This is a genomic window from Micromonospora sp. MP36, assembly GCF_008119785.1.
Classification (GTDB): domain Bacteria; phylum Actinomycetota; class Actinomycetes; order Mycobacteriales; family Micromonosporaceae; genus Micromonospora.
The window spans coordinates 1-22,815 of record NZ_VSFA01000010.1; the positions used below are offsets into that span (position 1 = coordinate 1).

Annotated in this window: 19 protein-coding genes and 1 tRNA gene; 7 read left to right on the forward strand and 13 right to left on the reverse strand. The window is 74.0% G+C overall.

Going from position 1 to position 22,815, the window contains the following annotated elements; translation table 11 throughout:
* The 9 genes from FXF52_RS11420 to argS all read right to left on the reverse strand — a co-directional run.
* The coding region (locus FXF52_RS11420; protein WP_187413448.1) for a Rho termination factor N-terminal domain-containing protein at positions 1 to 1,040 on the reverse strand (1,040 nt) is incomplete at its 3' end.
* A gap of 294 nt (positions 1,041 to 1,334) precedes the next feature.
* A complete protein-coding gene (gene thrB, locus FXF52_RS11425; protein ID WP_148796465.1) occupies positions 1,335 to 2,273 on the reverse strand; it encodes a homoserine kinase in 939 nt (312 codons plus the stop codon).
* Between the two features lie 83 nt (positions 2,274 to 2,356).
* Positions 2,357 to 3,601 carry an MFS transporter gene (locus tag FXF52_RS11430; protein ID WP_148796261.1) on the reverse strand — a complete coding sequence of 415 codons (1,245 nt, stop codon included), beginning with the start codon at positions 3,599 to 3,601 and terminating at the stop codon, positions 2,357 to 2,359.
* 23 nt (positions 3,602 to 3,624) lie between these two features.
* On the reverse strand, positions 3,625 to 4,434 hold the full coding sequence (locus FXF52_RS11435) for a polysaccharide deacetylase family protein (RefSeq protein WP_148796263.1): 810 nt from the start codon (positions 4,432 to 4,434) through the stop codon (positions 3,625 to 3,627).
* A 303-nt stretch (positions 4,435 to 4,737) separates the two neighbouring features.
* Positions 4,738 to 7,998 carry an efflux RND transporter permease subunit gene (locus tag FXF52_RS11440; protein WP_148796265.1) on the reverse strand — a complete coding sequence of 1,087 codons (3,261 nt, stop codon included), beginning with the start codon at positions 7,996 to 7,998 and terminating at the stop codon, positions 4,738 to 4,740.
* Between the two features lie 196 nt (positions 7,999 to 8,194).
* On the reverse strand, positions 8,195 to 9,244 hold the full coding sequence (gene thrC / locus FXF52_RS11445) for a threonine synthase (RefSeq protein WP_148796268.1): 1,050 nt from the start codon (positions 9,242 to 9,244) through the stop codon (positions 8,195 to 8,197).
* Positions 9,245 to 9,358: 114 nt separating this feature from the next.
* On the reverse strand, positions 9,359 to 10,678 hold the full coding sequence (locus tag FXF52_RS11450) for a homoserine dehydrogenase (protein ID WP_148796269.1): 1,320 nt from the start codon (positions 10,676 to 10,678) through the stop codon (positions 9,359 to 9,361).
* The gene (gene lysA, locus FXF52_RS11455; RefSeq protein WP_148796271.1) at positions 10,675 to 12,060 is read right to left on the reverse strand and encodes a diaminopimelate decarboxylase; all 1,386 of its coding nucleotides are present in this window, start codon (positions 12,058 to 12,060) and stop codon (positions 10,675 to 10,677) included. Before lysA ends, FXF52_RS11450 begins: the two co-directional genes overlap by 4 nt.
* A 2-nt stretch (positions 12,061 to 12,062) precedes the next feature.
* Positions 12,063 to 13,730: an arginine--tRNA ligase gene (gene argS, locus FXF52_RS11460; protein WP_148796273.1), complete on the reverse strand. Its 1,668-nt coding sequence runs from the start codon at positions 13,728 to 13,730 to the stop codon at positions 12,063 to 12,065.
* A gap of 98 nt (positions 13,731 to 13,828) precedes the next feature.
* On the opposite strand from argS, the gene FXF52_RS11465 reads away from it, so the two are divergent.
* The 4 genes from FXF52_RS11465 (at position 13,829) to FXF52_RS11480 (ending at position 16,456) form a co-directional block, all read left to right on the forward strand.
* On the forward strand, positions 13,829 to 14,650 hold the full coding sequence (locus tag FXF52_RS11465) for a DUF3105 domain-containing protein (RefSeq protein WP_148796275.1): 822 nt from the start codon (positions 13,829 to 13,831) through the stop codon (positions 14,648 to 14,650).
* Between the two features lie 10 nt (positions 14,651 to 14,660).
* A complete protein-coding gene (locus FXF52_RS11470; RefSeq protein WP_148796277.1) occupies positions 14,661 to 15,329 on the forward strand; it encodes a DUF305 domain-containing protein in 669 nt (222 codons plus the stop codon).
* 186 nt (positions 15,330 to 15,515) lie between these two features.
* Positions 15,516 to 16,211, forward strand: a complete 696-nt coding sequence (locus FXF52_RS11475; RefSeq protein WP_148796279.1) for a winged helix-turn-helix domain-containing protein — start codon at positions 15,516 to 15,518, stop codon at positions 16,209 to 16,211.
* Between the two features lie 173 nt (positions 16,212 to 16,384).
* Positions 16,385 to 16,456: transfer RNA gene (locus FXF52_RS11480), tRNA-Arg, on the forward strand.
* Between the two features lie 54 nt (positions 16,457 to 16,510).
* Here the strand turns inward: FXF52_RS11480 and ligD are convergent.
* Genes ligD through FXF52_RS11495 form a run of 3 tightly spaced genes read right to left on the reverse strand, consistent with a single transcriptional unit; the run spans position 16,511 to position 18,793 of the window.
* Positions 16,511 to 17,470 carry a non-homologous end-joining DNA ligase gene (gene ligD, locus FXF52_RS11485; protein ID WP_148796281.1) on the reverse strand — a complete coding sequence of 320 codons (960 nt, stop codon included), beginning with the start codon at positions 17,468 to 17,470 and terminating at the stop codon, positions 16,511 to 16,513.
* A gap of 58 nt (positions 17,471 to 17,528) precedes the next feature.
* A complete protein-coding gene (locus FXF52_RS11490) occupies positions 17,529 to 18,008 on the reverse strand; it encodes a cupin domain-containing protein (RefSeq protein ID WP_148796284.1) in 480 nt (159 codons plus the stop codon).
* Complete coding sequence (locus tag FXF52_RS11495) at positions 18,005 to 18,793, reverse strand: isocitrate lyase/phosphoenolpyruvate mutase family protein (RefSeq protein WP_148796285.1); 789 nt, start codon at positions 18,791 to 18,793, stop codon at positions 18,005 to 18,007. Before FXF52_RS11495 ends, FXF52_RS11490 begins: the two co-directional genes overlap by 4 nt.
* 53 nt (positions 18,794 to 18,846) lie before the next feature.
* Here FXF52_RS11495 and FXF52_RS11500 point away from each other — a divergent pair, with 53 nt between their 5' ends.
* Complete coding sequence (locus FXF52_RS11500; RefSeq protein ID WP_148796467.1) at positions 18,847 to 20,250, forward strand: PLP-dependent aminotransferase family protein; 1,404 nt, start codon at positions 18,847 to 18,849, stop codon at positions 20,248 to 20,250.
* Here FXF52_RS11500 and FXF52_RS11505 read toward each other — a convergent pair.
* The gene (locus FXF52_RS11505) at positions 20,169 to 21,677 is read right to left on the reverse strand and encodes an MFS transporter (protein ID WP_148796287.1); all 1,509 of its coding nucleotides are present in this window, start codon (positions 21,675 to 21,677) and stop codon (positions 20,169 to 20,171) included. The two genes, FXF52_RS11500 and FXF52_RS11505, sit on opposite strands and share 82 nt — an antisense overlap.
* Before the next feature lie 80 nt (positions 21,678 to 21,757).
* On the opposite strand from FXF52_RS11505, the gene FXF52_RS11510 reads away from it, so the two are divergent.
* Both FXF52_RS11510 and FXF52_RS11515 read left to right on the forward strand, forming a co-directional pair.
* The gene (locus FXF52_RS11510; protein ID WP_148796289.1) at positions 21,758 to 22,153 is read left to right on the forward strand and encodes a helix-turn-helix domain-containing protein; all 396 of its coding nucleotides are present in this window, start codon (positions 21,758 to 21,760) and stop codon (positions 22,151 to 22,153) included.
* A 105-nt stretch (positions 22,154 to 22,258) separates the two neighbouring features.
* A complete protein-coding gene (locus FXF52_RS11515; RefSeq protein WP_148796291.1) occupies positions 22,259 to 22,804 on the forward strand; it encodes a TetR/AcrR family transcriptional regulator in 546 nt (181 codons plus the stop codon).
* Positions 22,805 to 22,815 lie beyond the last annotated feature (11 nt).

Consider the following 22,815-nt stretch of genomic DNA (forward strand, 5'->3'; position numbering starts at 1 on the left):
TTGTACTTGTCGCGCCGCTGCTCGCCCTCCCGGGCGGCCCGCACGGCGCCGGTGATCGCGTCACCGCGGCGCAGGCCGTACTTCTTGATCTGGGACATCGAGACGTACACGTCGTTCGGGCCGGCCAGGTAGCCGGTGGTCCGGACGAAGGCGTAGTTGTCGAGCACGTCGATGATGCCGGCGACCGGTACGAGGACCTCGTCCTCGCCGACCTGCGGCTCGCGGCCGCCCTCGCCGCCCTCGGCGCGCTCGCCGCGGCCACGCCGGCGGTCACGGAACCGGCTGCGCCGGCCGCGCCGGCCGCCGCCCTCGCCGTCCTCGTCGCCGTCGTTGTCGCGCTCGGCGCGCTGGCCCCGCTCGCCGCCGCGCTCGCCGCGCTCGGCACGTTCGCCCCGCTCGGCCCGCTCGGCCCGCTCGGCGCGCTCGCCGCGCTCGGCACGTTCGCCCCGCTCGCCCCGCTCGGCGCGCTCGGCGCGCTCGCCCCGCTCGGCGCGCTCGCCCCGCTCGGCACGTTCGCCGCGCTCGGCACGCTCGCCGCCGCGCTCCCGGCCACGGCCCTCGCCGCGCTCGGCCCGCTCGCCGGTCTCGGCGGGGGCCTCCTCAGCACGCGGCTCGGCCGGCCCCGCCTCGGTGGTCGCGGCGGTCGCGGCGGCCCGGCCACGCCGGCTCCGGGTGCGACCCTCGGTCGCCTCGGCGACGGGCGCCTGCTCGGCCGGGCGGCGCTCGGTCTCGGCCCGCTCCTCGCGGACCTCGGCGTGCACCTCTTCCCGGGCCGGAGCGGCCGCGGCGGCGACCTCGGCCCGCGGTCGAGGGGTGCCGGCGGCGGCGCCGCCCTGCCGCTCGGTGATCGCGCTGATCAGCTCGCCCTTGCGCATGCGAGCCGTACCAGAGATGCCGAGCGACGCGGCCAGGCTCTGCAGCTCAGGCAGCAGCATCGCCGAAAGGCCGGTACCGCTGCGCCGACGGCGAGTGGGGGCCGCGGTGGTGGCTTCGCCAGCGACGTTGGAAACATCCGACGTCACGTCGGTGGTGTCGCTCAATGGATTCCTTCCCTCGATAGGCCGGGGCTGCCCGGAGTCGAAACCAGGTGGCCGGGCGGCCTCGGTGCACCCGCCTCGCATGGACGCGTCGCGGGAGTCTGTGACACAGCAGCCGGTCGGTTTCCCGACTCACCAGCGGCGGTGAGCAGGTCTCGCCGTCTGCGGCGACCTGTGGAAACTGCGGTGCGGCGTAGGCCTTTGGCAGGGGTGACGGGCTGACCGCCGAGAGCTTCGGGGGTGCGCCGCCCCGCAGGAGATCGCATGCTTCGCGGCTGTGCTGAGTCTAGAGCGTAATCAACTCTTCCGACCTGCGGCAACAGGGTCCCGCTCGGCGTGTCCAAGTCTACCCCGGGCGACCCGGGCACCGCTGACGTCTATGGGCAACTCCCAGCACTGCCAATCTGTTCCCGCCTGGAATCCCGCCGGTACCTCGGTCAGGGCCAGGACCGTGGGGCCCGCCCCACTGACCACAGCCGCCACACCCGCCTCACGCAGCGCGGCGACCAGGGCGGCCGTCGCCGGCATCCCCCCGGCCCGGTAGTCCTGGTGCAGCCGGTCGACCGTGGCCGGCAGCAGCAGCGCCGGATCGGCGGTCAGCGCGTGCACCAGCAGGGCCGCGCGTCCGGCGGTCAGGGCCGCGTCGGCGTGCGGCACGGTGGCCGGCAGCGCGGCCCGGGCGACGGCGGTCAGGCCGCGCTCGCCGGGCACGAAGACGGTGGGGCGGACGCCGTCCGCCACGGGCAGCGACACCGCCCGGGCACCGCCCGGCTCGGTCCAGGCGACGGTGAAGCCACCGAGCAGGCAGGGCGCGACGTTGTCGGGGTGGCCCTCGATCCCGGCGGCCAGCCGGAGCGCGGTGTCGTCGTCCAGCGTCGCCGCGCCGTCGTCGACCAGCGCGCGGGCCAGCAGCACCCCGGCGACGATGGCCGCAGAGGAGGAACCCAGGCCCCGGGCCTGCGGGATCCGGTTGACGCACTCCAGAGACAGCCCGGGCGGCTGGATGCCCAGCACGTCGAAGGTGGCGCGCATGGCGCGTACCACCAGGTGCCGGTCGCCGTCCGGCAGCTCGCCGGCGCCCTCCCCGGTCACCACCACCCGGGCCCCGCCGGCGGTCACCTCGGCCGCCACGTCGTCATAGAGCCCCAGGGCCAACCCGAGCGAGTCGAAGCCGGGGCCTAGGTTCGCGCTGGTCGCGGGCACCCGGACCCGTACGGGACCGGAGGCGAGAGTCATCGGCACCGGCTCATGCTAGGACCCCGCCCCGACAACGCGCCGATTCGCCCGGACCGTGGGAAGTGATCAGCTCCGCTCGCCGGTCAGGGAGTGCGGCTGGGCTCCGGCTCCGCCGCCGGGTCGGTGAGCGAGAGCCGCCGGGTGGCGAGCCGCCAGCCCAGCGCGTAGACCACGGTGACCAGGCCGCAGCCGGCCAGCACGGTCCGCTCGCTGACCTTGTCCACCACCAGGGCCACCGCCAGCTGACTGACCGAGATGGCAAGCGTCGCCAGCATCATGTCGGTGGCGAAGACCCGCCCCCGCAGGTGGTCCGGCACCTCGCCCTGGAGGGCGTAGTTGGACAGCACCCAGTTGCTGCCGCCGCCGAGGTGGGCCAGGAAGACCAGCACCAGCACCAGCGGGAACCAGGCGACCACCGACACCCCGAGGTAGGCCAGACCGTAGAGGGACATGGACAGTGCCAGCCCGGTGAGCAGCCAGGCCCGGTTGGCGAGCACCCGGCGCATCAGGATCGGGCCGACCAGCGCCCCGGCGCCCCGGGAGGCGAAGAGCAGCCCGGTGCCGACCGCCCCGACGCCGTACAACCCGGCGAGGAGCGGGAAGACGGTCAGCACGCCGTTGCCCAGGCCGACCGCCGACTTCACCGTGACCAGGGCGAGCACCCGGGGCCGCTGCGCGATGTAACGCAGCGCCTCGCGGATCGCCGGCCAGGTGCGTGCGGGCGTCTGCGCCGGGTCGCGGGGGGCCTGCAACGGCCGGCGGATCAGCGTGGCCAGGCCGGCCGCCACCACCAGGCCGCCCGCCGCCACCCAGAAGCTGACGTACGCGCCGGCCGCCGCGCTGATCATGCCGCCGAGCGAGGCGCCGACCACGGTCATGGTGCCCCAGGCGGAGCCCGCCACGGCGTTGCCGGCGGCCAGGTCCGCCGGGTCGAGCACGTTGGGCAGGGCGGCCTGGGCGGCCGGCGAGTAGAACGCCTTCGCCACCGCCATGGCCGCGATCGCCACCAGGGCCAGCCAGGCTGTCCGGGGGCCGCGGACGCCGAGCAGCAGCAGGACGCCGGCCAGCGCGGCGAGGTTCGCCGCGATCATGATCTTCCGCCGGTCGAACCGGTCGGCGATGGTGCCGGTGTACGGCAACAGCAGCGCGGTCATGCCGGTGTCCACGGCGAGCACCAGCGCGCCCCAGACCCCGCTGCCGGTCAGCTCCGGCAGGAGGACCAGCAGCGGCACCATGACGAACCAGTCGGAGCCGAACACCACCAGCTCGGCGAGGAAGAGGTTGCGGAAGTCACGGTTGCGGACGAGGACCGAGACGGTGGGTGACACGCCGGAACCCTACCCCCGGCCGGTCAGACCACGGCCGCGTGGCGGAGCAGTTGGGAGACCGTGACGAAGGTGTAGCCGCGGGCCCGCAGCCCGTTGATCATGTCGGGCAGGCCACGCAGCGCCACCAGCCGCCGCTGCGTGCCGACGTCGTGGCCGAGCAGGATGGTGCCGGGCTGCACGTCGGCGACGATCCGCCGGGCGTGCCCAGCCGGGTCGTTGGGGAACTCCCCCTCGACCATCTGCAACGTCCACAGCACCAGCCGGTAGTCCAGCCGGGCGGCGGCGTGCAGCACCGCTCCGCCCAGGTGCCCCCACGGCGGGCGGATCAGGCGGGGCGCCACCCCCGTCGCCTGGACGATCGCCTCGTGGCTGCGCCGCAGGTCGTCGTACGCGGTGTGGGCGTCCATCCGGGCCAGGTCGTGATGGGCCCAGCTGTGGTTGCCCACCTCGTGCCGACCGAGCCGGCCGCGCACCAGCGCGGCGTGCTCCCGGGCCCGCACGCCGACCAGGAAGAAGGTGGCCGGGACGGCGTACTTCTCCAGGGTGTCGAGCACCATCGGCGTCCACTGTGGCAGCGGCCCGTCGTCGAAGGTGAGCGCGATCAGGCGCTCGGTGGTGCGTACGCCCCAGACGACCTCGACCGCGCCGGAGCCGACCTCCTGGTGGCGGCTGCCCAGCGTGGCGCTGGCCGGCCCGCCGGCGATCGGCAGCCGGCGGTCGGCGATCCAGGTGGTCTGCGAGGTCCCGGCGGCGCCCAGCGCGGCGCCCCCGGCCAGCAGGGCGGTACGACGCAGCACCGCCCGCCGGTCCCACCGGCTCACGCCGTCCGCCATGGCCCCGCCCCCGCTCCGGCCGGCCGCGAAAGCGGGAGCGGCCGACACGCGCAGCACGTGTCAACTCACTCACGGTACAGCCCGACGTCGCCGTCCACGGTCCCCTCGCGCCGCCGTCCGCCTCTGATCCGGAAAGAACCGCCGTCCGCCCGCCTCTGGCCGGAGCGGCGGGTGGACGTGGCGGGCAAGGGTGGCGCCCCTGGACGGTGCCGATCGAAAAGAGTGGCCAGCCGACGCGGGATGGCCACTCTTTCCGGGAAGCTGCGCGTACCCGGGCCCGAAGGCCCCGGTGCGGCGGGCGGGTCAGTCGGTGGGTGGGAGGGGGGAGCGGCGGCTCTTCGGGAGCCGGAGCACCTCGAACTGGTCCGTAGCGTCGAGCAGCGCGGCGGACGGGGCCGGCCGGGCCGGCGGCGCGGCGGCCGGCGCGGGAGCCTCGGCCGGCGGCGCGCCGGCACCGACCGGGACCGGGACGTGGACCGGCTCCCGCGCCGGCTCCGGGGTGCCCCGGCGGCGGACCCGAGCCGCGCGCAACGACTCCTTGGTCCGCTCCACCATCGTGTAGAGGGTCGGCACCAGGATCAGCGTCAGCAGCGTCGAGCTGATCAGGCCGCCGATCACCACGATCGCCAGCGGCCGGGAGATGAAGCCGCCCTCGCCGGTGAGGCCGAAGGCCATCGGGAGCAGCGCGAATACCGTGGCGACCGCGGTCATCAGGATCGGCCGCAGCCGCCGCCGGCCGCCCTCGACCACCGCCTCGGTGACGACCATCCCCCGGGCCCGGTACTGGTTGACCAGGTCGAGCAACACGATCGCGTTGGTCACCACGATGCCGACCAGCATGAGCACGCCGATCAGCGCCGGTACGCCCAGCGGCGTCCCGGTGGCCAGCAGCAGCGCGATCGCGCCGGTGGCCGCGAACGGCACGGAGACCAGCAGGATCAGCGCCTGGGTCAGGCTGCGGAAAGTACCGACCATGATCAGGAAGACGATCGCGATCGCGGCCAGCACGGCCAGCCCCAGGTCGGCGAAGGCGTCCTTCTGGTCGGCGCTGACGCCGCCGATGGCGACCGTCGCCCCGGGCAGGTCCAGCGCGTCCAGCCGCTTCTGCAGCTCCTGGGTGGTGGCACCGAGGTTGGCGCCGGTGGCCGCACCGGTGACCGAGACGCTCCGCTCGCCGTCGATCCGGGTCACCTGCTGCGGGCCCTCGACCTGGTTGACGTCGGCGATGGCCTCCAGCTTCACCGGGCCGACCGGCAACGCCCGCAGTTCGGCCAGGCTCAGCGGCGGCCGCGTGCCGGTGCTGAGCACCACGTTCAGCGGCCGACCGTCCAGCGTGACCTGCCCCAGCGGGGCGCCCCGGTACGCCTGCGCGACCAGTTGCCCGACGGCCGCCTCGGTGAGCCCGGCCCGGGCCGCGGCGACCCGGTCCACGGTCACCTCGACCCGGGGCACCCGGCTGGCGAGGCTGGTGGCGACGTCCTCGACGCCCGGCGTGCCGGCCATCGCGTCCCGGACGGCCTCGGCGGCCCGGGTCAGCGTCTCCTGGTCGGCGGCCTGCACGACCACCTCGAGCTGGCTGGCGGAGCCGGCGTTCTGCCCGGCGCCGAAGCTCAGCTCACCCACCTCCGGGCCGAGCGCGTCGAACTCCGCGCGGAGGGTCCGCCGGACCTTCGCGGCGTCGGTGTCCGCGGTGAGCGCCACCGAGTAGGAGGCGGTGTTGTTGCCGCCGCCACCCGCCCACGGATTGTCGGTGCCGCCCGCGCTGACCTGGTAGGTCTTCACCCCCGGCGTACGCCGGAGCACCTCCTCGACCCGCGCGGCGGCCTGGTCGGTGCCGGTGAGCCCGGTGCCCGCCGGCAGCTCCTGCCGGATGGCCAGGGTGTCCTGGCCGGAGTCGTCCAGGAAGTTGGTCTCCAGCTTCTGGGCCAGGCCGAACGTGCCGAGCAGCACCAGCAGGCCCAGACCCACGGTGGCCCAGCGGGTGCCCCGGGAGCGGGTGGCGAAGCCGATCGCGGGCAGGTACGCCCGCTGCAACGGGCTGCGCAGCTCCTTCTCCTCGGCCGCCCGGCGGGCCGCGGCGTCGTCCACCCCGCCCGCGCGCGGCCTCAGGAACCAGTACGCCAGCACCGGAATCACGGTCAGCGAGACCAGCAGCGAGGCGAGCAGGGCCACCGTCACGGTGATCGCGAACGGCGCGAAGAGCTGCCCGACGAAGCCGCCCACCAGCGCGATCGGCGCGAACACGGCGACCGTGGTGAGCGTCGAGGCGGTCACCGCGCCGGCCACCTCGCGGACCGCGCCGAGGATCGCCTCCCGCTTCGGCTCGCCGTACTCCAGGTGCCGCTTGATGTTCTCCAGCACCACGATCGAGTCGTCGACGACCCGCCCGACGGCGATGGTCAGCGCGCCGAGGGTGAGCAGGTTGAGCGAGTGGTCGCCGGCCCAGAGCACGATGAGCGCGACCAGCACCGACAGCGGGATGGAGACCACGGTGACCACGGTGGAGCGGATCGAGAGCAGGAAGACCAGGATCACCACCACCGCCATGAGCAGGCCGAGCAGGCCCTCGGTGGTGAGGCTCTCGATGGACCGCTCGACGAACGGGGCCTGGTCGAAGACCACGGTGAGGTCGGCGCCGGAGGCGGCCGAGAGCGCGTCGAGCCGGTCCCGGATGTCGTGCGAGATGCCGACCGCGTTGCCGTCCGGGGTGGCGGTGACGGCGATGCCGAGGCTCGGCTTGCCGTTGGTCCGGGTGAACCCGGTGGCCGGGGCGAGCTGCTGCTCCACCCGGGCCACGTCGCCGAGGCGTACCGGGGCGGCGGGGGCGGTGGTGAGCACGATGCCGCGCAGCTCGTCCACGGTCCGGATCGGGGTGCCGACCTGGACCGGGAGCGACCGGCTCCCGTCGGCCACCGCGCCGGCCGGCACCGCGACGCCGTTGGTCTTGAGCGCCTGGGCGATCGCGGTGGGCGCCAGCCGGGCCGCGGCCAGCTTGACCGGGTCGGGGGTGACCAGCACGACCTGGTCGCGGGTGCCGGTCACCGCGACCGTCCGGACCCCGTCCAGCCCCTCCAGCTCGGGTACGACGGTCCGGCGCAGCTGCTCCGCCAGCGCCTGCTCGTCCGCGCCGCCGGTCGCGGCCACCACCACGGCCGGCAGGTCGTCGGTGCTGCCGGCGATGACCTGCGGGTCCACCCCCTGGGGCAGTTGCCCGTCGATGCGGTTCAACGCGGTCTGCATCTTGTTGACCACGTCGTCCAGGTCGGTGCCGAACGCGTACTGCACCTGGACGGTGGTGGAGCCCTCCCGGGAGGTCGAGGTGACCTTCTCCAGCCCCGGGATGCCCTGGAGGCTGTTCTCGATCGGCTCGGTGACCTGGGACTCCACGATCTCCGGCGCGGCGCCCGGGTACGCCGCCACGATGAACGCGGTGGGGAACTCCAGCGACGGCAGGAGCTGCTGCTTCAGCGACGGTACGGCGAACGCCCCGAACGCCGTGGTGACCAGCGCGATGAGGGCGATCAGCCCTCGGTTGGCGAGGCTGAATCTGGCGAGCAGCGACATCGGCGTGGCTCACTCCTGGGATGGGGTCTGCGGGGTTGCCCAAAGTCTGCCCCACCCCATCCCTCCACTTCGCACCCACCCACCCCCGCCCGCAGCCCCGTTGATCATGAGGTTAGCGGCGAAGAGAGCGCTTTCGCGTGCCGCCAACTTCATGATCGCCGAGGCGCGGGGGTCGGCGACCGGGGTCGGGGACCGGTCAGGCCAGGTCTAGGGAGCGGGCGGCGGAGAGGGGGTCGTTGGCGATCGTGACCGGGGCGGGAGCCGTCGAGATGGCCCACTCCGGGTCCTTGAGGCCGTGGCCGGTGACCGTGCAGACCACGGTGGACCCGGCCGGCACCCGGCCGGCGGCGGCCTGCTGGAGCAGACCGGCCACGCTGGCCGCGCTGCCCAGCTCGACGAAGGCGCCCACCTCGCGGGCCAGCAGCCGGTACGCCGACAGGATCTCCCGGTCGGTGACCGCCGAGATCAGCCCGCCCGAGGCGTCCCGGGCGTCGATCGCCTTGGTCCAGCTCGCCGGGTTGCCGATCCGGATGGCGGTGGCGATGGTCGACGGTTCCGGCACCACCTGACCGGTGACGAGGGGGGCGGCGCCGGCCGCCTGGAAGCCGTACATCTTCGGGGCCTTCGTGGCGTTGCCGGCGGAGAGATCCTCCGAGTAGCCCATCCAGTAGGCGGAGATGTTGCCGGCGTTGCCGACCGGCAGGCAGTGGATGTCCGGCGCGTCGCCCAGCGCCTCGACGATCTCGAACGCCGCCGTCTTCTGGCCGTGCAGCCGGTCGATGTTGACCGAGTTGACCAGGGCGACCGGGTAGTCCTGGGCGAGCTTGCCGGCCAGCGCCAGGCAGTCGTCGAAGTTGCCCTGCACCTGGAGCAGCTTGGCGCCGTGCACCAGTGCCTGGGCCAGCTTGCCCAGCGCGATCTTGCCCTGCGGCACCAGCACCGCACAGGTGATCCCCGCGCGGGCCGCGTACGCCGCGGCGGAGGCGCTGGTGTTGCCGGTGGAGGCGCAGATGATCGCCTTGTCACCCGCCGCGACGGCCTTGGAGACGGCGACCGTCATGCCCCGGTCCTTGAAGGAGCCGGTGGGGTTGGCGCCCTCCACCTTCAGCCAGACGTCGGCGCCGATCCGGGCGGAGAGCACCGGCGCCGGCAGCAGCGGGGTGTTCCCCTCGTGCAGCGTGACGACCGGAGTGGCGTCGGTGACCGGCAGCCGGTCCCGGTACGTCTCGATCAGACCCCGCCACATGTCGTTCTCCTCGCCTCGACCGCCCCGGTCGCATCGGGGCTTCTACCAGCGTGAACCAGCCTCTCGGACCGGCCGCCGGCACACCTGGGGTTAACCATCAGGCGGGACGGGAGGCTACGCCCCGCCCTCGACCCGCAGCACGCTGGTCACCGAGCGGACGATCTCCAGCCCGCGCAGCTCCCGGACGGTGGCCGCGAGCGCGGCGTCCGGCGCGACGTGGGTGACGATGACCAGTTCGGCGTCCGCGCCCCCGCCCCCGCCGCCCGCCGGGCCCTGCCGGACGGTGGCGATGGAGACCTCGTGCCGAGCGAAGACCCCGGCCACCGCCGCCAGCACACCCGGCCGGTCGGTCACGTCGAGGCTGATGTGGTAGCGGGTGAGCGCCTCCCCCATCGGCCGCACCGACAGGTCCGCGTACGCCGACTCGCTGGGCGCGTGCACTCCGGCGAGGCGGTTGCGGGCCACCGCGACCACGTCGCCGAGCACCGCGCTGGCGGTCGGCGCGCCGCCCGCGCCGCGCCCGTAGAACATGAGCTGCCCGGCCGCCTCCGCCTCGACGAAGACCGCGTTGAACGCGTCGCCGACGCTGGCCAGGGGGTGGGCCAGCGGGATCATCGCCGGGTGCACCCGCACGCTGACCGTCTCGCGGCCCGCCGCGTCGGTGCCCCGGGCGGCGATGCAGAGCAGCTTGATCGTGCAACCCATCGCCTTGGCGCTGGCCACGTCGGCGGCGGTCACCTCGGTGATCCCCTCGCGGTGCACGTCGGCGGCGGTGACCCGGGTGTGGAACGCCAGGGAGGCGAGGATGGCGGCCTTGGCGGCGGCGTCGAAGCCCTCCACGTCGGCCGTCGGATCCGCCTCGGCGTATCCCAGCTCGGTGGCCTCCTCCAGCGCCTCGGCGAAGCCGGCGCCGGTGGCGTCCATGGCGGAGAGGATGAAGTTGGTGGTGCCGTTGACGATGCCGGTGACCCGGTTGATCCGGTCGCCGTGCAGCGACTCGCGCAGCGGGCGCAGCAGGGGGATGGCCCCGGCGACGCTCGCCTCGTAGTAGAGGTCGGCGCCGCCCTCGGCGGCGGCGTCGTGCAGCGCCGCGCCGTCCTCGGCGAGCAGCGCCTTGTTGGCGGTGACCACGCTCTTGCCCGCGCGCAGCGCCTCGACCAGCCAGCTCCTGGCCGGCTCGATGCCGCCGACGACCTCCACCACGATGTCCACGTCGTCCCGCTTGATCAGCCCGAGCGGGTCGGTGGTGAACAGGGCGGGGTCGACCGGCAGGTCGCCGCGGTCCCGGCCGAGCCGGCGTACGGCGATGCCGGCGATCTCCAGCGGGGCGCCGATCCGGGCGGCGAGGTCGGCCGACTGCTCGTGCAGCAGCCGCACCACGTCGCTGCCGACCGTGCCGCAGCCGAGCAGCGCCAAGCGAACGGGTGAGGTCATCCGACATCCAATGCGAGCAGGTCCTCTTCGGTCTCCCGGCGGACGATCAGCCGGGCCCGACCGTCGCGGACGGCGACGACCGGGGGCCGCGGGACATGGTTGTAGTTGCTGGCCATGCTCCGGCAGTACGCCCCGGTGCCGGGCACCGCGACAAAATCTCCGGGCTGCACGTCAGCGGGCAGGAATTCATCCTTCACCACGATGTCCCCGGACTCACAATGCTTTCCCACCACGCGGGCGAGCAGCGGCTCCGCCGTCGAGGCCCGGTTCGCCACCGTGGCCGAGTAGGACGCGTCGTAGAGCGCGGTGCGGATGTTGTCGCTCATCCCGCCGTCGACGCTGACGTACGTCCGCAGGCCGTCCACGTCCTTGACCGTGCCCACCTCGTAGAGGGTGAACACGGCGGGGCCGACGATGGCCCGGCCCGGCTCGATGGACAGGTGCGGCACCCGCAGCTTCTCGGCGAAGCACTCCCCGTCGACGATCTTGCGCAGCCGCTTGGCCAGGTCGCTCGGCGCGGCCGGGTCGTCCTGGGTGGTGTACGCGATGCCGAACCCGCCGCCCAGGTCCAGCTCGGGCAGTTCCACGCCGCGGGCGTCGCGGATCTGCGCCTGCAGGCCGAGCACCCGGCGGGCGGAGACCTCGAAGCCGCTGGCGTCGAAGATCTGCGAGCCGATGTGCGAGTGCAGCCCGCGCAGCTCCAGCACGTCCTCGTCGAGGATCTTGAAGGCCGCCGCCGCGGCCGCCCCGCCGGCGAGCGAGAAGCCGAACTTCTGGTCCTCGTGCGCCGTGGCGATGAACTCGTGGGTGTGCGCCTCCACGCCGACGGTGACCCGGACCAGCACCCTGGGGCGTACGCCACGCTCGCGGGCGAGCGCGGTGAGCCGGTCGATCTCGGCGAACGAGTCGACGATGATCCGGCCCACCCCGGCGTCCACCGCCCGGGTCAGCTCGGCCACCGACTTGTTGTTGCCGTGGAAGCCGATCCGCTCCGGCGGCATCCCCGCCGACAGCGCGGTGGCCAGCTCGCCGCCGGTGCAGACGTCGAGGAACAGGCCCTCCTCGGCGATCATGCGGACCACCGCCCGGCAGAGGAAGGCCTTGCCGGCGTAGTAGACGTCGGCGTCCGGGAAGGCGGCCTGGAACTCCCGGCAGCGGGAGCGCAGGTCATCCTCGTCCAGCACGTACACAGGGGTGCCGAACTCGGCGGCCAGGTCGCGGACGTCCAGCCCGGCGACCTCCAGCGCGCCGCTCCCGCCCCGCGCCACGTTGCGCGGCCACAGCTGCGGCACCAGGGCGTTGACGTCGACCGGGGTACGCAACCAGGCCGGCCCGCGGTTGCCGATGTCGCCGTGCAGGGCACCGGCTTCGTGCGCGCGCATGGTTACATCCTTTCCGGCGCGGAGACGCCGAGCAGCTGCAGGCCGTTGGCGATGACCACGCGGGTGGCGTCGTTGAGCCAGAGCCGGGCCCGGTGGGTGTCGGTGATCTCCTCGTCGCCCTGCGGGGTGACCCGGCACTGGTCGTAGAACCGGTGGAACGCCGGGGCCACCTCGCGCTCCAGGTAGTGCGCGAGCCGGTGCGGCTGGCGCAGCTCGGCGGCGGTGGCCACCACGGCCGGGAACCCGGCGAGGGCCTTGAGCAGCTCGTGCTCCTTCTCGTGGGCGAGCAGCTCGGGGCGGAAGCCCGCCGCCGCGCCCCGGGTCAGCCCCGCCTCGGCGGCCTGCCGCGAGATGCCGGCGGTCCGCGCGCCCACGTACTGCACGTAGTAGACCGGGTTGTCGTTCTTGGCCCGGGTCCACAGCTCCACGTCGATGTCGATGGGCGAGTCGGCCGAGTAGCGGGCCAGCGCGTACCGGGCGGCGTCCACGCCGATCGCGTCGACCAGGTCCTCCAGGGTGACCACGGTGCCGGCCCGCTTGCTCATCCGCACCGGCTGCCCGTCGCGGACCAGGTTGACCAGCTGACCGATGAGGATCTCCAAGTTGCGGTCCGGGTCGTCGCCGAAGCAGGCGGCCATGGCCTTCATCCGGCCGATGTAGCCGTGGTGGTCGGCGCCCAGCATGATCACCACGCGCTCGAAGCCGCGCTCGCGCTTGTCCAGGTAGTAGGCGCAGTCGGCGGCGAAGTAGGTCCACTCGCCGTTGGACTTGCGCAGCACCCGGTCCTTGTCGTCGCCGAAGTCGGTCGTGCGCAGCCAGGTGGCGCCCTCGGCCTCGTAGACGTGCCCCTGCTCGCGCAGCCGGGCCAGCGCCTTGTCCAGCTCGCCCCGGTCGTGCAGGTCCTTCTCGTTGAAGTAGGTGTCGAACTCGACGCCGAAGTCGCGCAGCGACGCCTTGATCTCCTCGAACATCAGCTGGACGCCCTCGACCCGGAACACCTCCTGGGCGGCGGCGTCGTCCAGCTCGCGCACCTCCGGCCGGCGCCGGCACACCTCGTCCGCGATCTCGGCGAGGTACGCCCCGCCGTAGCCGTCCTCGGGGGTCGGCTCGCCCTTCGCGGCAGCGAGCAGGGAGCGGGCGAACCGGTCGATCTGGGAGCCGGCGTCATTGAAGTAGTATTCCGTGCCCACGTCGGCGCCGGTGGCGCGGAGCAGCCGGCTGAGCGCGTCGCCGACGGCCGCCCAGCGGACCCCGCCGATGTGCACCGGGCCGGTCGGGTTCGCCGAGACGAACTCCAGGTTGATCTTCTGGTCGGCGAGGGTCTCGCTGCGGCCGTACGCCGGGCCGGCCTCGACGATGACCCTGGCGAGCTGGCCGGCGGCGGCCGAGTCGAGCCGGATGTTCAGGAAGCCCGGGCCGGCGATCTCCACCGACTTGATCCCCGGCGCCCGGCCGAGCTGCTCGGCCAGGGCGGCGGCCAGCTCCCGCGGGGGTACGCCCACCTTCTTGCTGAGCTGCAGCGCCAGCGTCGAGGCGTAGTCGCCGTGCTCGGGGTTGCGGGGTCGCTCGACGGTGGTCTGCGCGGGCAGCGCGGAGCGGTCCAGGCCCCGGTCTTCGAAGACGGCGTGGGCAGCGGCGAGGACTACGTCGGCGAGTTCTGCGGGAGTCACCGAACCATGTTATCGGGGGTAGACTCGGGCACCGCGGCGGCGACCAGCATGTGAACCCGACCCGCCGGCTCCCTGACCGACCGACCTGACGAGGCACGATGAGCATCAGCACCCCGGGCGGCCCGGAGCGCCGTCCGACCGTGGTCAGCACCGGCAAGAAGCCGGCTGCCGGCCGGCCGGCCGCTGCCGACAAGCCCGCCGGTGGCAAGGCCGGGTCCGGCAAGGGTCCGAAGCCGACCGGCGGCGGCAAGGGCCGCAAGCCGGTCGCCCCGGTGAAGGTCAGCCAGGGCCGGTCCTGGGGTCCGATCGCCCTCTTCGTCGCCGTTGGCGTGCTCGCCGTCGGCATCATCGGCTACGGCGCCTTCGCCGCCTACCGGGGCTCCCAGCCATGGCAGGAGCGGGCCGACGCGATCAAGGGCGTGGTCGACTTCCGCAAGAAGGACAAGGACCTGGTCGCGGGCGGCAACCACCAGACGGGCCCGATAAAGTACGACATCCTCCCGCCGGTCGCCGGCCCGCACAACGCGGCCTGGCAGAACTGCATGGGTGACGTCTACGACGCTCCGATCGCCAACGAGCACGCGGTGCACAGCCTGGAGCACGGCACGGTCTGGATCACCTACCGCCCGGACCTGCCGGCCGACCAGGTGGCCAAGCTCAAGGCCAAGGTCGAGGGCAAGGAGAAGATGATGCTCAGCCCGTTCGAGGGGCTGGACAAGCCGATCTCGCTGCAGGCCTGGGGCTTCCAGCTCAAGGTCGACAACGCCGACGACAGCCGGATCGACGACTTCATCAAGACGCTGCGGGTGAACGCCTCCGTCGAGGGCCCGAACGCCAACTGCGGCCAGGGCATCACCGCCACCGGCACCACCCCGCGGGACAACCTGGGCAACCAGATGCCCGAGCAGCCCACCCAGTGAGGACGCCGCGATGACCGCCGCCGTGACAACGGACACCGACCTCGACGAGGCCCCGGTCACCGGTGACGGTGACCGGGGGGCCGCGCGCCGCTTCGGCGTCCTGGCCCTGGCCGCCGCCATCGTGGTCGGTCTCCTGCTCGGGTACGCGGGCGGCCTGCTCACCCCGACCTTCACCCGTCCGGGCAACAACTCCGCCGAGGCCGGCTTCGCCCGGGACATGACCACCCACCACGCACAGGCGGTGGCCATGGGGCTGATGGCCTTCCAGCAGGGCCAGGACCCGGAGGTACGGCAGATCGGCGGCGACATCGCCACCGGCCAGCAGGGCGAGATCGGCACCATGCAGACCTGGCTGCGGTCGTGGCAGCTCGACCCGACCGGCGACCAGCCGCCGATGGCCTGGATGCCGGACGGCGCCGGCCTGGTCAAGAACGGCCTGATGCCGGGCATGGCCACGCCGGACGAGATGGCGAAGCTGCGGACCGCCCAGGGCCGCGAGTTCGACGTGCTGTTCCTCCAGATGATGATCCGGCACCACCTCGGCGGGATCCACATGATCCAGGGGATCCTCGATCAGGGGCACGACAAGGACGTGCTGGCGGTGGCCCAGATCATGAAGAACACTCAGCAGACGGACCTGACCAACCTCCAGGCCGCGCTCAAGCGGCTCGGCGGCTGAATCGCCGGCACGCCTGCTCCGAAGGGCCCGCGTCGTTCCCGACGCGGGCCCTTCGCATGGCCAGCCTCATACCAGCCCGTTATGCCCGTTTATAACGCTTTGGCAGTCTCCGACCCATAGCGCGCCTTGGAGACTTTTCTCCCCACATATCGTGACCAGTTGCGATTCGGGCTCGTTGCGCAAGACGTGGGGGTTGCACTCAGAGACGCAGGCAGGTCGGTGACCAGTTGGTGCCGACGTCACACCATCGGCGGTGACGGGGCGGTGGCAGCCGTCCGTCGCGGACAGCGGCCGGGCGAGTCGGGAGCGCTCAGCCGCGAACAGGAACTCGAACTGATCGACGTGCTGCGGGGCGTCCACCCCGACGAGTTCGGCCTGGACGAGGAGCTCTGGACGCGACAGAGCCTGACCACCCTCATCCAGCGCCGGTTCGACCTGACGATGGACGCCGGCACGGTCGGGGCGTACCTGCGGGCCTGGGGGTTGGGTCCGCGGGAGCCGCGGGAGCGGGCCTGCGGGCTCTGCGTGGGCGCGGTCGAGCGCTGGGTACGCAGCGAGTACCCGTCGATCACCCGGGCCGCCCAGGAGCACGCCGCGGAGGTCTACTGGATCGGCCGGGTGCGCCTGCGCGGCACCATGCCGGCGGCGGACGTGATCTCCGCGGTCTCCTCCCGGGGCCGGGTCCGCTTCATGATCACCACGCCGTCGGTCGACCCGCCGCTCCCGCGCGACTTCGTGCTGCGGCTCAGCGGCGCCGAGGAGCGGACCGTGCACCTGATCGTCGACGGCTCGTGGCCGCGCAACGAGTGGCCGCGCCGCCTGCCGCGCCGGATCGTCCTGCACCCGCTCCCCAGCTGCGGCCGCCCCCTGGCCGCCGCCTGACCCCGACCACCACTTCGCGCCGACCACTCCCGCTGATCATGAGGTTGACGGCGACGACGATCTCCATCGCTGCCGCCAACCTCATGATCAGCGGCGACGGTGGACCTGGGCGACGCGCGGGATACCGATTGGGTGATCCGGGAGGGGGTTTGCTACTCTTCTCGGGTCGCTGAGCCCCCGTAGCTCAGGGGATAGAGCACCGCCCTCCGGAGGCGGGGGCGCAGGTTCGAATCCTGCCGGGGGCACAGACACGAAGAAGCCCGGGCCGTCGGCCCGGGCTTCTCAGCATGTCGGACGAGTCAGCCGGCCTCGCGGCGGGCCTTCGCGCGGCGCTTGCCCTCGTGCATGGCCTGCACCCGGGCCACCGGGATGGTCCGCCCCTCGGCGACCAGGTCGGCCGAGAGCCGCTGCGGGGCGGGCAGCGCCGCCGCCCACGGATCCCGCTCGGCGACCAGCGCCGGCACGGTCCGCACCGTGAAGTCGGCGGGCGTCACCGACTCCAGGTCGGCCCAGCCGACCGGGTACGACACCGGCGTGCCCGGCCGCACCCGGGGGCTGTACGCCGCCACCACCGTCGCCCCGTGCGCCCGGGTCGAGTCGACGAACACCCGGCCGCCCCGGTCCTCCACGATGAAGGCGGTGGTGGCCAGCGCCGGGTCGAGGCGTTCGGCGCGGGCCGCGACGGCCCGGGTCACGGCGGCCGCCTCCTCGGCGGTGGTTTCGGCGTCCACCGGCACGATCACGTGCACGCCCTTGGCGCCGCTGGTCTTCACCGCCCCGGCCAGCCCGACGTCGGCCAGCGCCTGCCGGACCAGCAGCGCGGCCCGCACCGCCATGCCGAACGAGTCCCCCGGCGGCGGGTCGAGGTCGAGCACCAGATGGGTGGGGTGCTCCGGGTGGCCCGCCAGGCCCAGCGTCGGGTGGTATTCCACCGCCCGCTGGTTGGCCAACCAGAGCAGCGTCCGCCGATCATCGCAGAGGGCGTACGAGATCCGCCGGCGCGACGCCTCCGCCCAGACCGAGGTGCGGCGCACCCAGTCGGGGGTGTACTTCGGCAGGTTCTTCTGCATGAACGGGTCCTGCCCGGGCCGCACCCGGACCACCGAGAGCGGCCGGTCACGCAACCCCGGCAGGATCCGCTCGTGGACGGCGTCCAGGTAGTCGACCAGGTCGCGTTTGGTCGCCCCGGCCCCGTCGAACAGCGGCTGGTCCAGGTTGGTCAGCGACACCCCGTCCCGGGTCTCGTCAGCGGCACCCATCCGCTCACCTTCCCGGTCTGCGGCTGTGCCGGCAACCCCGACACGGCCGCCGCGGGAGTCAGATCCAGAACGTGTCGTGCCGCAGGAAGAACTCCGTCCGCTCCTCCTCGGTCTTGTCGGCCAGGTCCAGCAGGCCCTCGAAGTAGCCCTCCCGGGGCGCGCCGGGGGCGAAGTGCAGCAGCATCGAGGCCGGCTCGCCGGACTCGTTGCGGAACGCGTGGACGCCGCCCTCGGGGACGTGCACGAAGTCGCCGGGCACCGTGTCGATCCACCGCCGCCCGTCGTAGATGCGTACCGTGCCGGACAGGATGAAGAACGATTCCGAGATGGACCGGTGGAAGTGCGGGTCGGGGCCGCTCGGCTGTGGCCCCATCTCCCAGCGGTAGAGCCCGAACTGCCCGTTGGTCGACGCGCCGGTGGCCAGGTAGTGGGCCGTACCGCCGCTCGGGTAGACCAGCTCCGGGGGCTGGTCGGCCGGGCGGTGGGTGGCGGTCGGCTCACCCCAGTCTCCTGAGTAGCGCGGCGGCGGATAGGTCACCGTGCCTCCTCTCCGGTCGGGAACACCTCGTCGCCCGCCCGGATCGCGGCGAGCATCTCGACGGTACGGGCGCGGGCGGCCGCGTACAGCCCGGAACCGAAGCTGATCCGGGCCACCCCGAGCCCGGCCAGCTCGGCCACGGCCGGCGCGCCGGGTCGGGTGAGCACGTTGACGGGGGCGTCCACCTCGGTCACCAGGGTCCGGATCGCCGCCGGGTCGGCCAGCACGATCGGATAGACGCAGTCCGCTCCGGCCGTCCGGTAGCGGCGGGCCCGGCTGACCGCCTCGGCGAGCCGCCCCTTCGGCGGCCCGTACGCCCGCAGGTGGACGTCCACCCGGGCGTTGAGCACCAGGTCCACCCCGGCCTCCCGGGCCGCCGCGCGGACCCCGGCGAGCAGGTCGGCCTGCTCCTCGACGTCGCACAGCTCCCGGGTACGCGGGTCGGAGTCCTCGAGGTTGCAGCCGACCGCGCCGGCGGCGAGCAACCGCTCGACCAGCTCGGCCGGGCGCAGCCCGTACCCCCGCTCCAGGTCGGCGGTGACCGGGACGGGCACCGCGGCGGCGATCCGGCCGACCGCGGCGAACATCTCGTCCACCGGGGTGGCCTCGTTGTCGGCGTGGCCGAGCGCCTCGGCGACCGCGCCGCTGCTGGTGGCGACGGCCGGGAAGCCGGCGGCGACCACGTCCCGGGCCGACCCGGGATCCCAGGCGTTGGGCAGGATCAGCGGATCTCCGGGGCGGTGCAGCGCGCGCAGCGCGGCGGCCCGCAGGCTCAGCTCGGTCATGCGGGGATTCTCGCCGGTGCGGTGGCCGCCCCCTAAGCTCCAATTCCGTGCCGATGGACTGGGCCGATTTCGGCGTCGACCTGCACTTGGAGCTGGACGCGAGCGGCGGCCGGCGAGCCGGGCTGGAACGGGCCCTGCGCGAGGCGATCCGCGACGGCCGGCTGCCGCCGGCGACCCGCCTGCCGGCCACCCGCACCCTCGCCACCGAACTCGGGCTGTCCCGGGGCACGGTCAGCGCCGCCTACGACCAACTGGTCGCCGAGGGCTGGCTGGTGGCCCGGATCGGTGCCGGCACCGAGGTCAGCCCGCTGCGCCGGGCCGCGCCGGCACCGGTCCCGCCGCCGCCCGGGGCGGCGCCCTTCCGGTACGACCTCCGCCCCGGCAGCCCCGACGTCGGGCACTTCCCGGTCACCGCCTGGCTGCGGGCCACCCGGCGGGCGCTGGCCGTGGCTCCCGCCGACGCGTACGGCTACGGCGACCCCCGGGGCCGGCCGGAGCTGCGGTCCGCGCTCGCCGGCTACCTGGGACGGGCCCGCGGCGTACTCGCCGCCCCGGAGCGGATCGTGGTCACCACCGGGTACGTCCAGGCGCTGGTGCTGCTCACCACCGTGCTGCGCGACGCCGGTACGCCGGTCGTCGCGATGGAGGACCCGGGGCTCTCCTTCCACCGCGAGGTGGTCCGGCGGCACGGCGGAACCGTGCTGCCGCTGCCCGTCGACGAGCGGGGCGCGCGCACCGACCTGCTCGGCAGCGGGCGCCTCGCCCGGGTGGGTGCCGCGGTGGTGACCCCGGCGCACCAGTTCCCGACCGGGGTGACGCTGCACCCGGCCCGCCGGCACGCGCTGACCGACTGGGCCCGGACCACCGGCGGCCTGGTCGTCGAGGACGACTACGACGGCGAGTTCCGGTACGACCGGCAGCCGGTCGGCGCGGTCCAGGGCACCGCCCCGGAGCAGGTCGCCTACGTGGGCACCGCGGCGAAGACGCTCGGGCCGGCGTTGCGCCTGGCCTGGCTGGTGCTGCCGGCCCGGCTGGTGGATCCGGTGGTGGACGCCAAACGGCACCTCGACCTGCACACGGAGACCATCGGCCAGCTCGCCCTCGCCGATCTGATCGGCACGCACGGTTACGACCGGCAGATCCGGACCGTCCGGCGCCGCTACCGGCAGCGGCGGGACCTGCTGCTGGACCGGCTGTGGCGGTGGCCCGGCCTGGGCGGGATCCCGGCGGGCCTGCACGCCACCCTGCACCTGCCGCCGGACGGCCCGACCGAGGCGGAGGTGCTGGCGGCGGCCGCCGCGCGTGGCCTCGCCCTGGGCGGGCTGGCCCCGCACCGGCACCACCCCGAGGGGCAGCCGGGCGGCCTGGTCGTCGGCTACGCCAGGCCACCGTCGCACGCGTACCCGGCGGCGGTGGACCTCCTGGCCGAGGTGCTGGCGACGGCCGACCGCCGCTGACCGCGGCCTGGCCCGCCGTGGTGGCCGGGCGCCGGCCGCTTTTTCCCCGCGGTGACGAGGGCGACCAGCAGGGCGGCGGTGACCAGTGCGGCGGCCACGGCGAACGCCGACCGGTAGCCGGCGGCGAGGGCGGCCACCTGGTCCGCGCCGGCGGCGCGCGACGCGTCGGTGCGGACCGCGGCCAGGGTGGCGAGGGCGGCCAGCCCGAGGGCTCCGCCCACCTGCTGGGTGGTGTTGGCCAGTCCGGAGGCGAGCCCGGCGTCGTCAGGCGCGGCACCGGCCATGGCGAGGGTGGTGACCGCCGGGAGGGTCAGCCCGCCCGCGACGCCGAAGACCAGCATGGCCGGGAGCACGTCACGGGCGTAGCTCGCGTCCACCGGGAGGCGGGCCAGCAGCAGGAAGCCGACCACGGCGAGCGCCAGCCCGCTGACCAGCACCGTCCGGGCGCCGTACCGGGCCATCAGCCGGCCGGCCAGGCCCAGCGAGACCAGCGCGATCACCAGCGGGGCGGGCAGGAAGGCGAAGCCGGTGGCCGCCGGGTCCAGCCCGAGGACGAGTTGCAGGTGCAGCGCGAGCAGGAACTGGAAGCCGAAGTACGCGGCCACCATGAGGAACTGCACGACGTTGGCGGCGACCAGGCCGGGCGCCCGCAGCACCCGCGGGGGCAGCAGCGGGGTCGGGGCACTCCGCTGCCGGACCGCGAAGCCGGCGAGCAGCGCCACGGCCAGCGCGGCGGCGCCGAGGGTGCGCGCCGAGGTCCAGCCGTGCGCTCCGGCGCCGACGATGGCCAGCACGGCCACCATCAGGCCGGCGGTGGCCAGCACCGCGCCGAGCAGGTCCAGACCGGCCCGCAGGCCGACGCCGGGGTCCGGCGCGATCAGCCGTACGGTGGCGGCCAGGATAAGCGCGCCGATCGGCAGGTTGATCAGGAAGATCGACCGCCAGCCGGCCAGGTCGGTGAGGACTCCCCCGACCAGCAGGCCGATCGAGGCGCCGGCCGCGCCGGTGAAGCTGAACACGGCGATCGCCCGGGCCCGCTCGGCCGGCTCGGGGAAGAGCCGGACGATCATGCCGAGGCTGACCGCGGTGGCCAGGGCACCCCCGACCCCCTGCGCGAACCTGGCGGCGACGAGCGTCGCCGGGCCGGTGGCCACCGCGCAGAGCAGCGAGGCGAGGGTGAACAGCGCCACCCCGGCCAGGAAGACCTGGCGCCGGCCGAGCAGGTCGCCGAGGCGCCCGGCCAGCAGGAGCAGGCCGCCGAAGGCGACCAGGAAGGCGTTCACCACCCAGGCCAGCCCGGCGCCCTGGAAGCCCAGGTCGGCCTGGACGGCCGGCAGCGCCACGGCGACGATGCTGCCGTCCAGGATGATGATCAGGCTGCCGGCGCAGAGTACGAGCAGCGCCGGCCAGCGGTGGGACCCCGTCATCGGGTACGCCTCCTTGGTGCACGGTTTGTTACCGAGGACATCGTCTGTGACCATCAGACCGAGCGGAAGGAGGCACTTTCGTGTCCCAGGGGAACAGCTGTGTGTCCGTGACCGCGCAGCAGGCGCGCGCCTGCACCGTCCGGGAGGCGCTGGACCGGGTCGGCGGCAAGTGGAGCATCGGCATCCTGATCGCCGCGTCGCAGGGCCCGATCCGGTTCACCGAGTTGGAGCGGCAGGTCGAGGGGATCAGCCGGCGGATGCTCACGCTGACCCTGCGCAACCTGGAGCGGGACGGCCTGCTGCACCGGCACGTCCACCCGACCGTCCCGCCGAAGGTGGAGTACACCGCCACCCCGATGGCCCGGGAGCTCTACGAGTCGCTGGTCGCGTTGACCGCGTGGGCGGAACGGCACCGGACGGCGATCAGCGCGGCCCGGGCGGCGTACGACCGGGAGCACGGCGCCCCGGCCGGCTGAGGCTGCGCTGGCCCAACTGGTGGCGGACGCGCTGTGGCGAAGGCCACGCAATCGGTCTGACCGATCGGTCAGGTGCTGACCGATCGGTCAGGCATCCTGGAGGACATGGCACGACCGGTACCGGAGACCCACCAGGAGATCCTCGCCGCGGCGGCGCGACGATTCGCCGTCACCGGCTACAAGGGCACCTCGCTACAGGACATCGCCCGCGAGGTGGGCTGCTCCAAGGCCACGGTGCTCTACCACTTCGCCAACAAGGAAGCCCTGCTCGGTGAGCTGATGGCGCCCGCCATCGCGGTGCTGGAGGCGCTCGACGCGCGGATCGCCGCGCACCGCGGCGGGGCCGCCCAGCGGGTCGCCGCCGAGGGCTTCGTCGACCTCGCGGTCCGCTTCCGCCGCGAGATCGCGCTGCTCCGCGGCGAGTTCCCCGACCTGCTCCAGCAGCCCGCCTTCGCGCACGTCCAGCAGATCTCCGAACGGCTGATCGACGCCTTCGCCGGCCAGTCCGACCGCCCGTCCGCGCGGATCGCCGCGCTGGTCGTGCTCGCCGGCATCGCGGAGACGTGCGCCGAGTTCATCGCCATCCCCGACGAGGAGCTGCGGCCCGCGCTGCTGGCCGTCGTCCAGCGGGCCCTCGAGCCCGCCACCTGATCCCAGTTCAC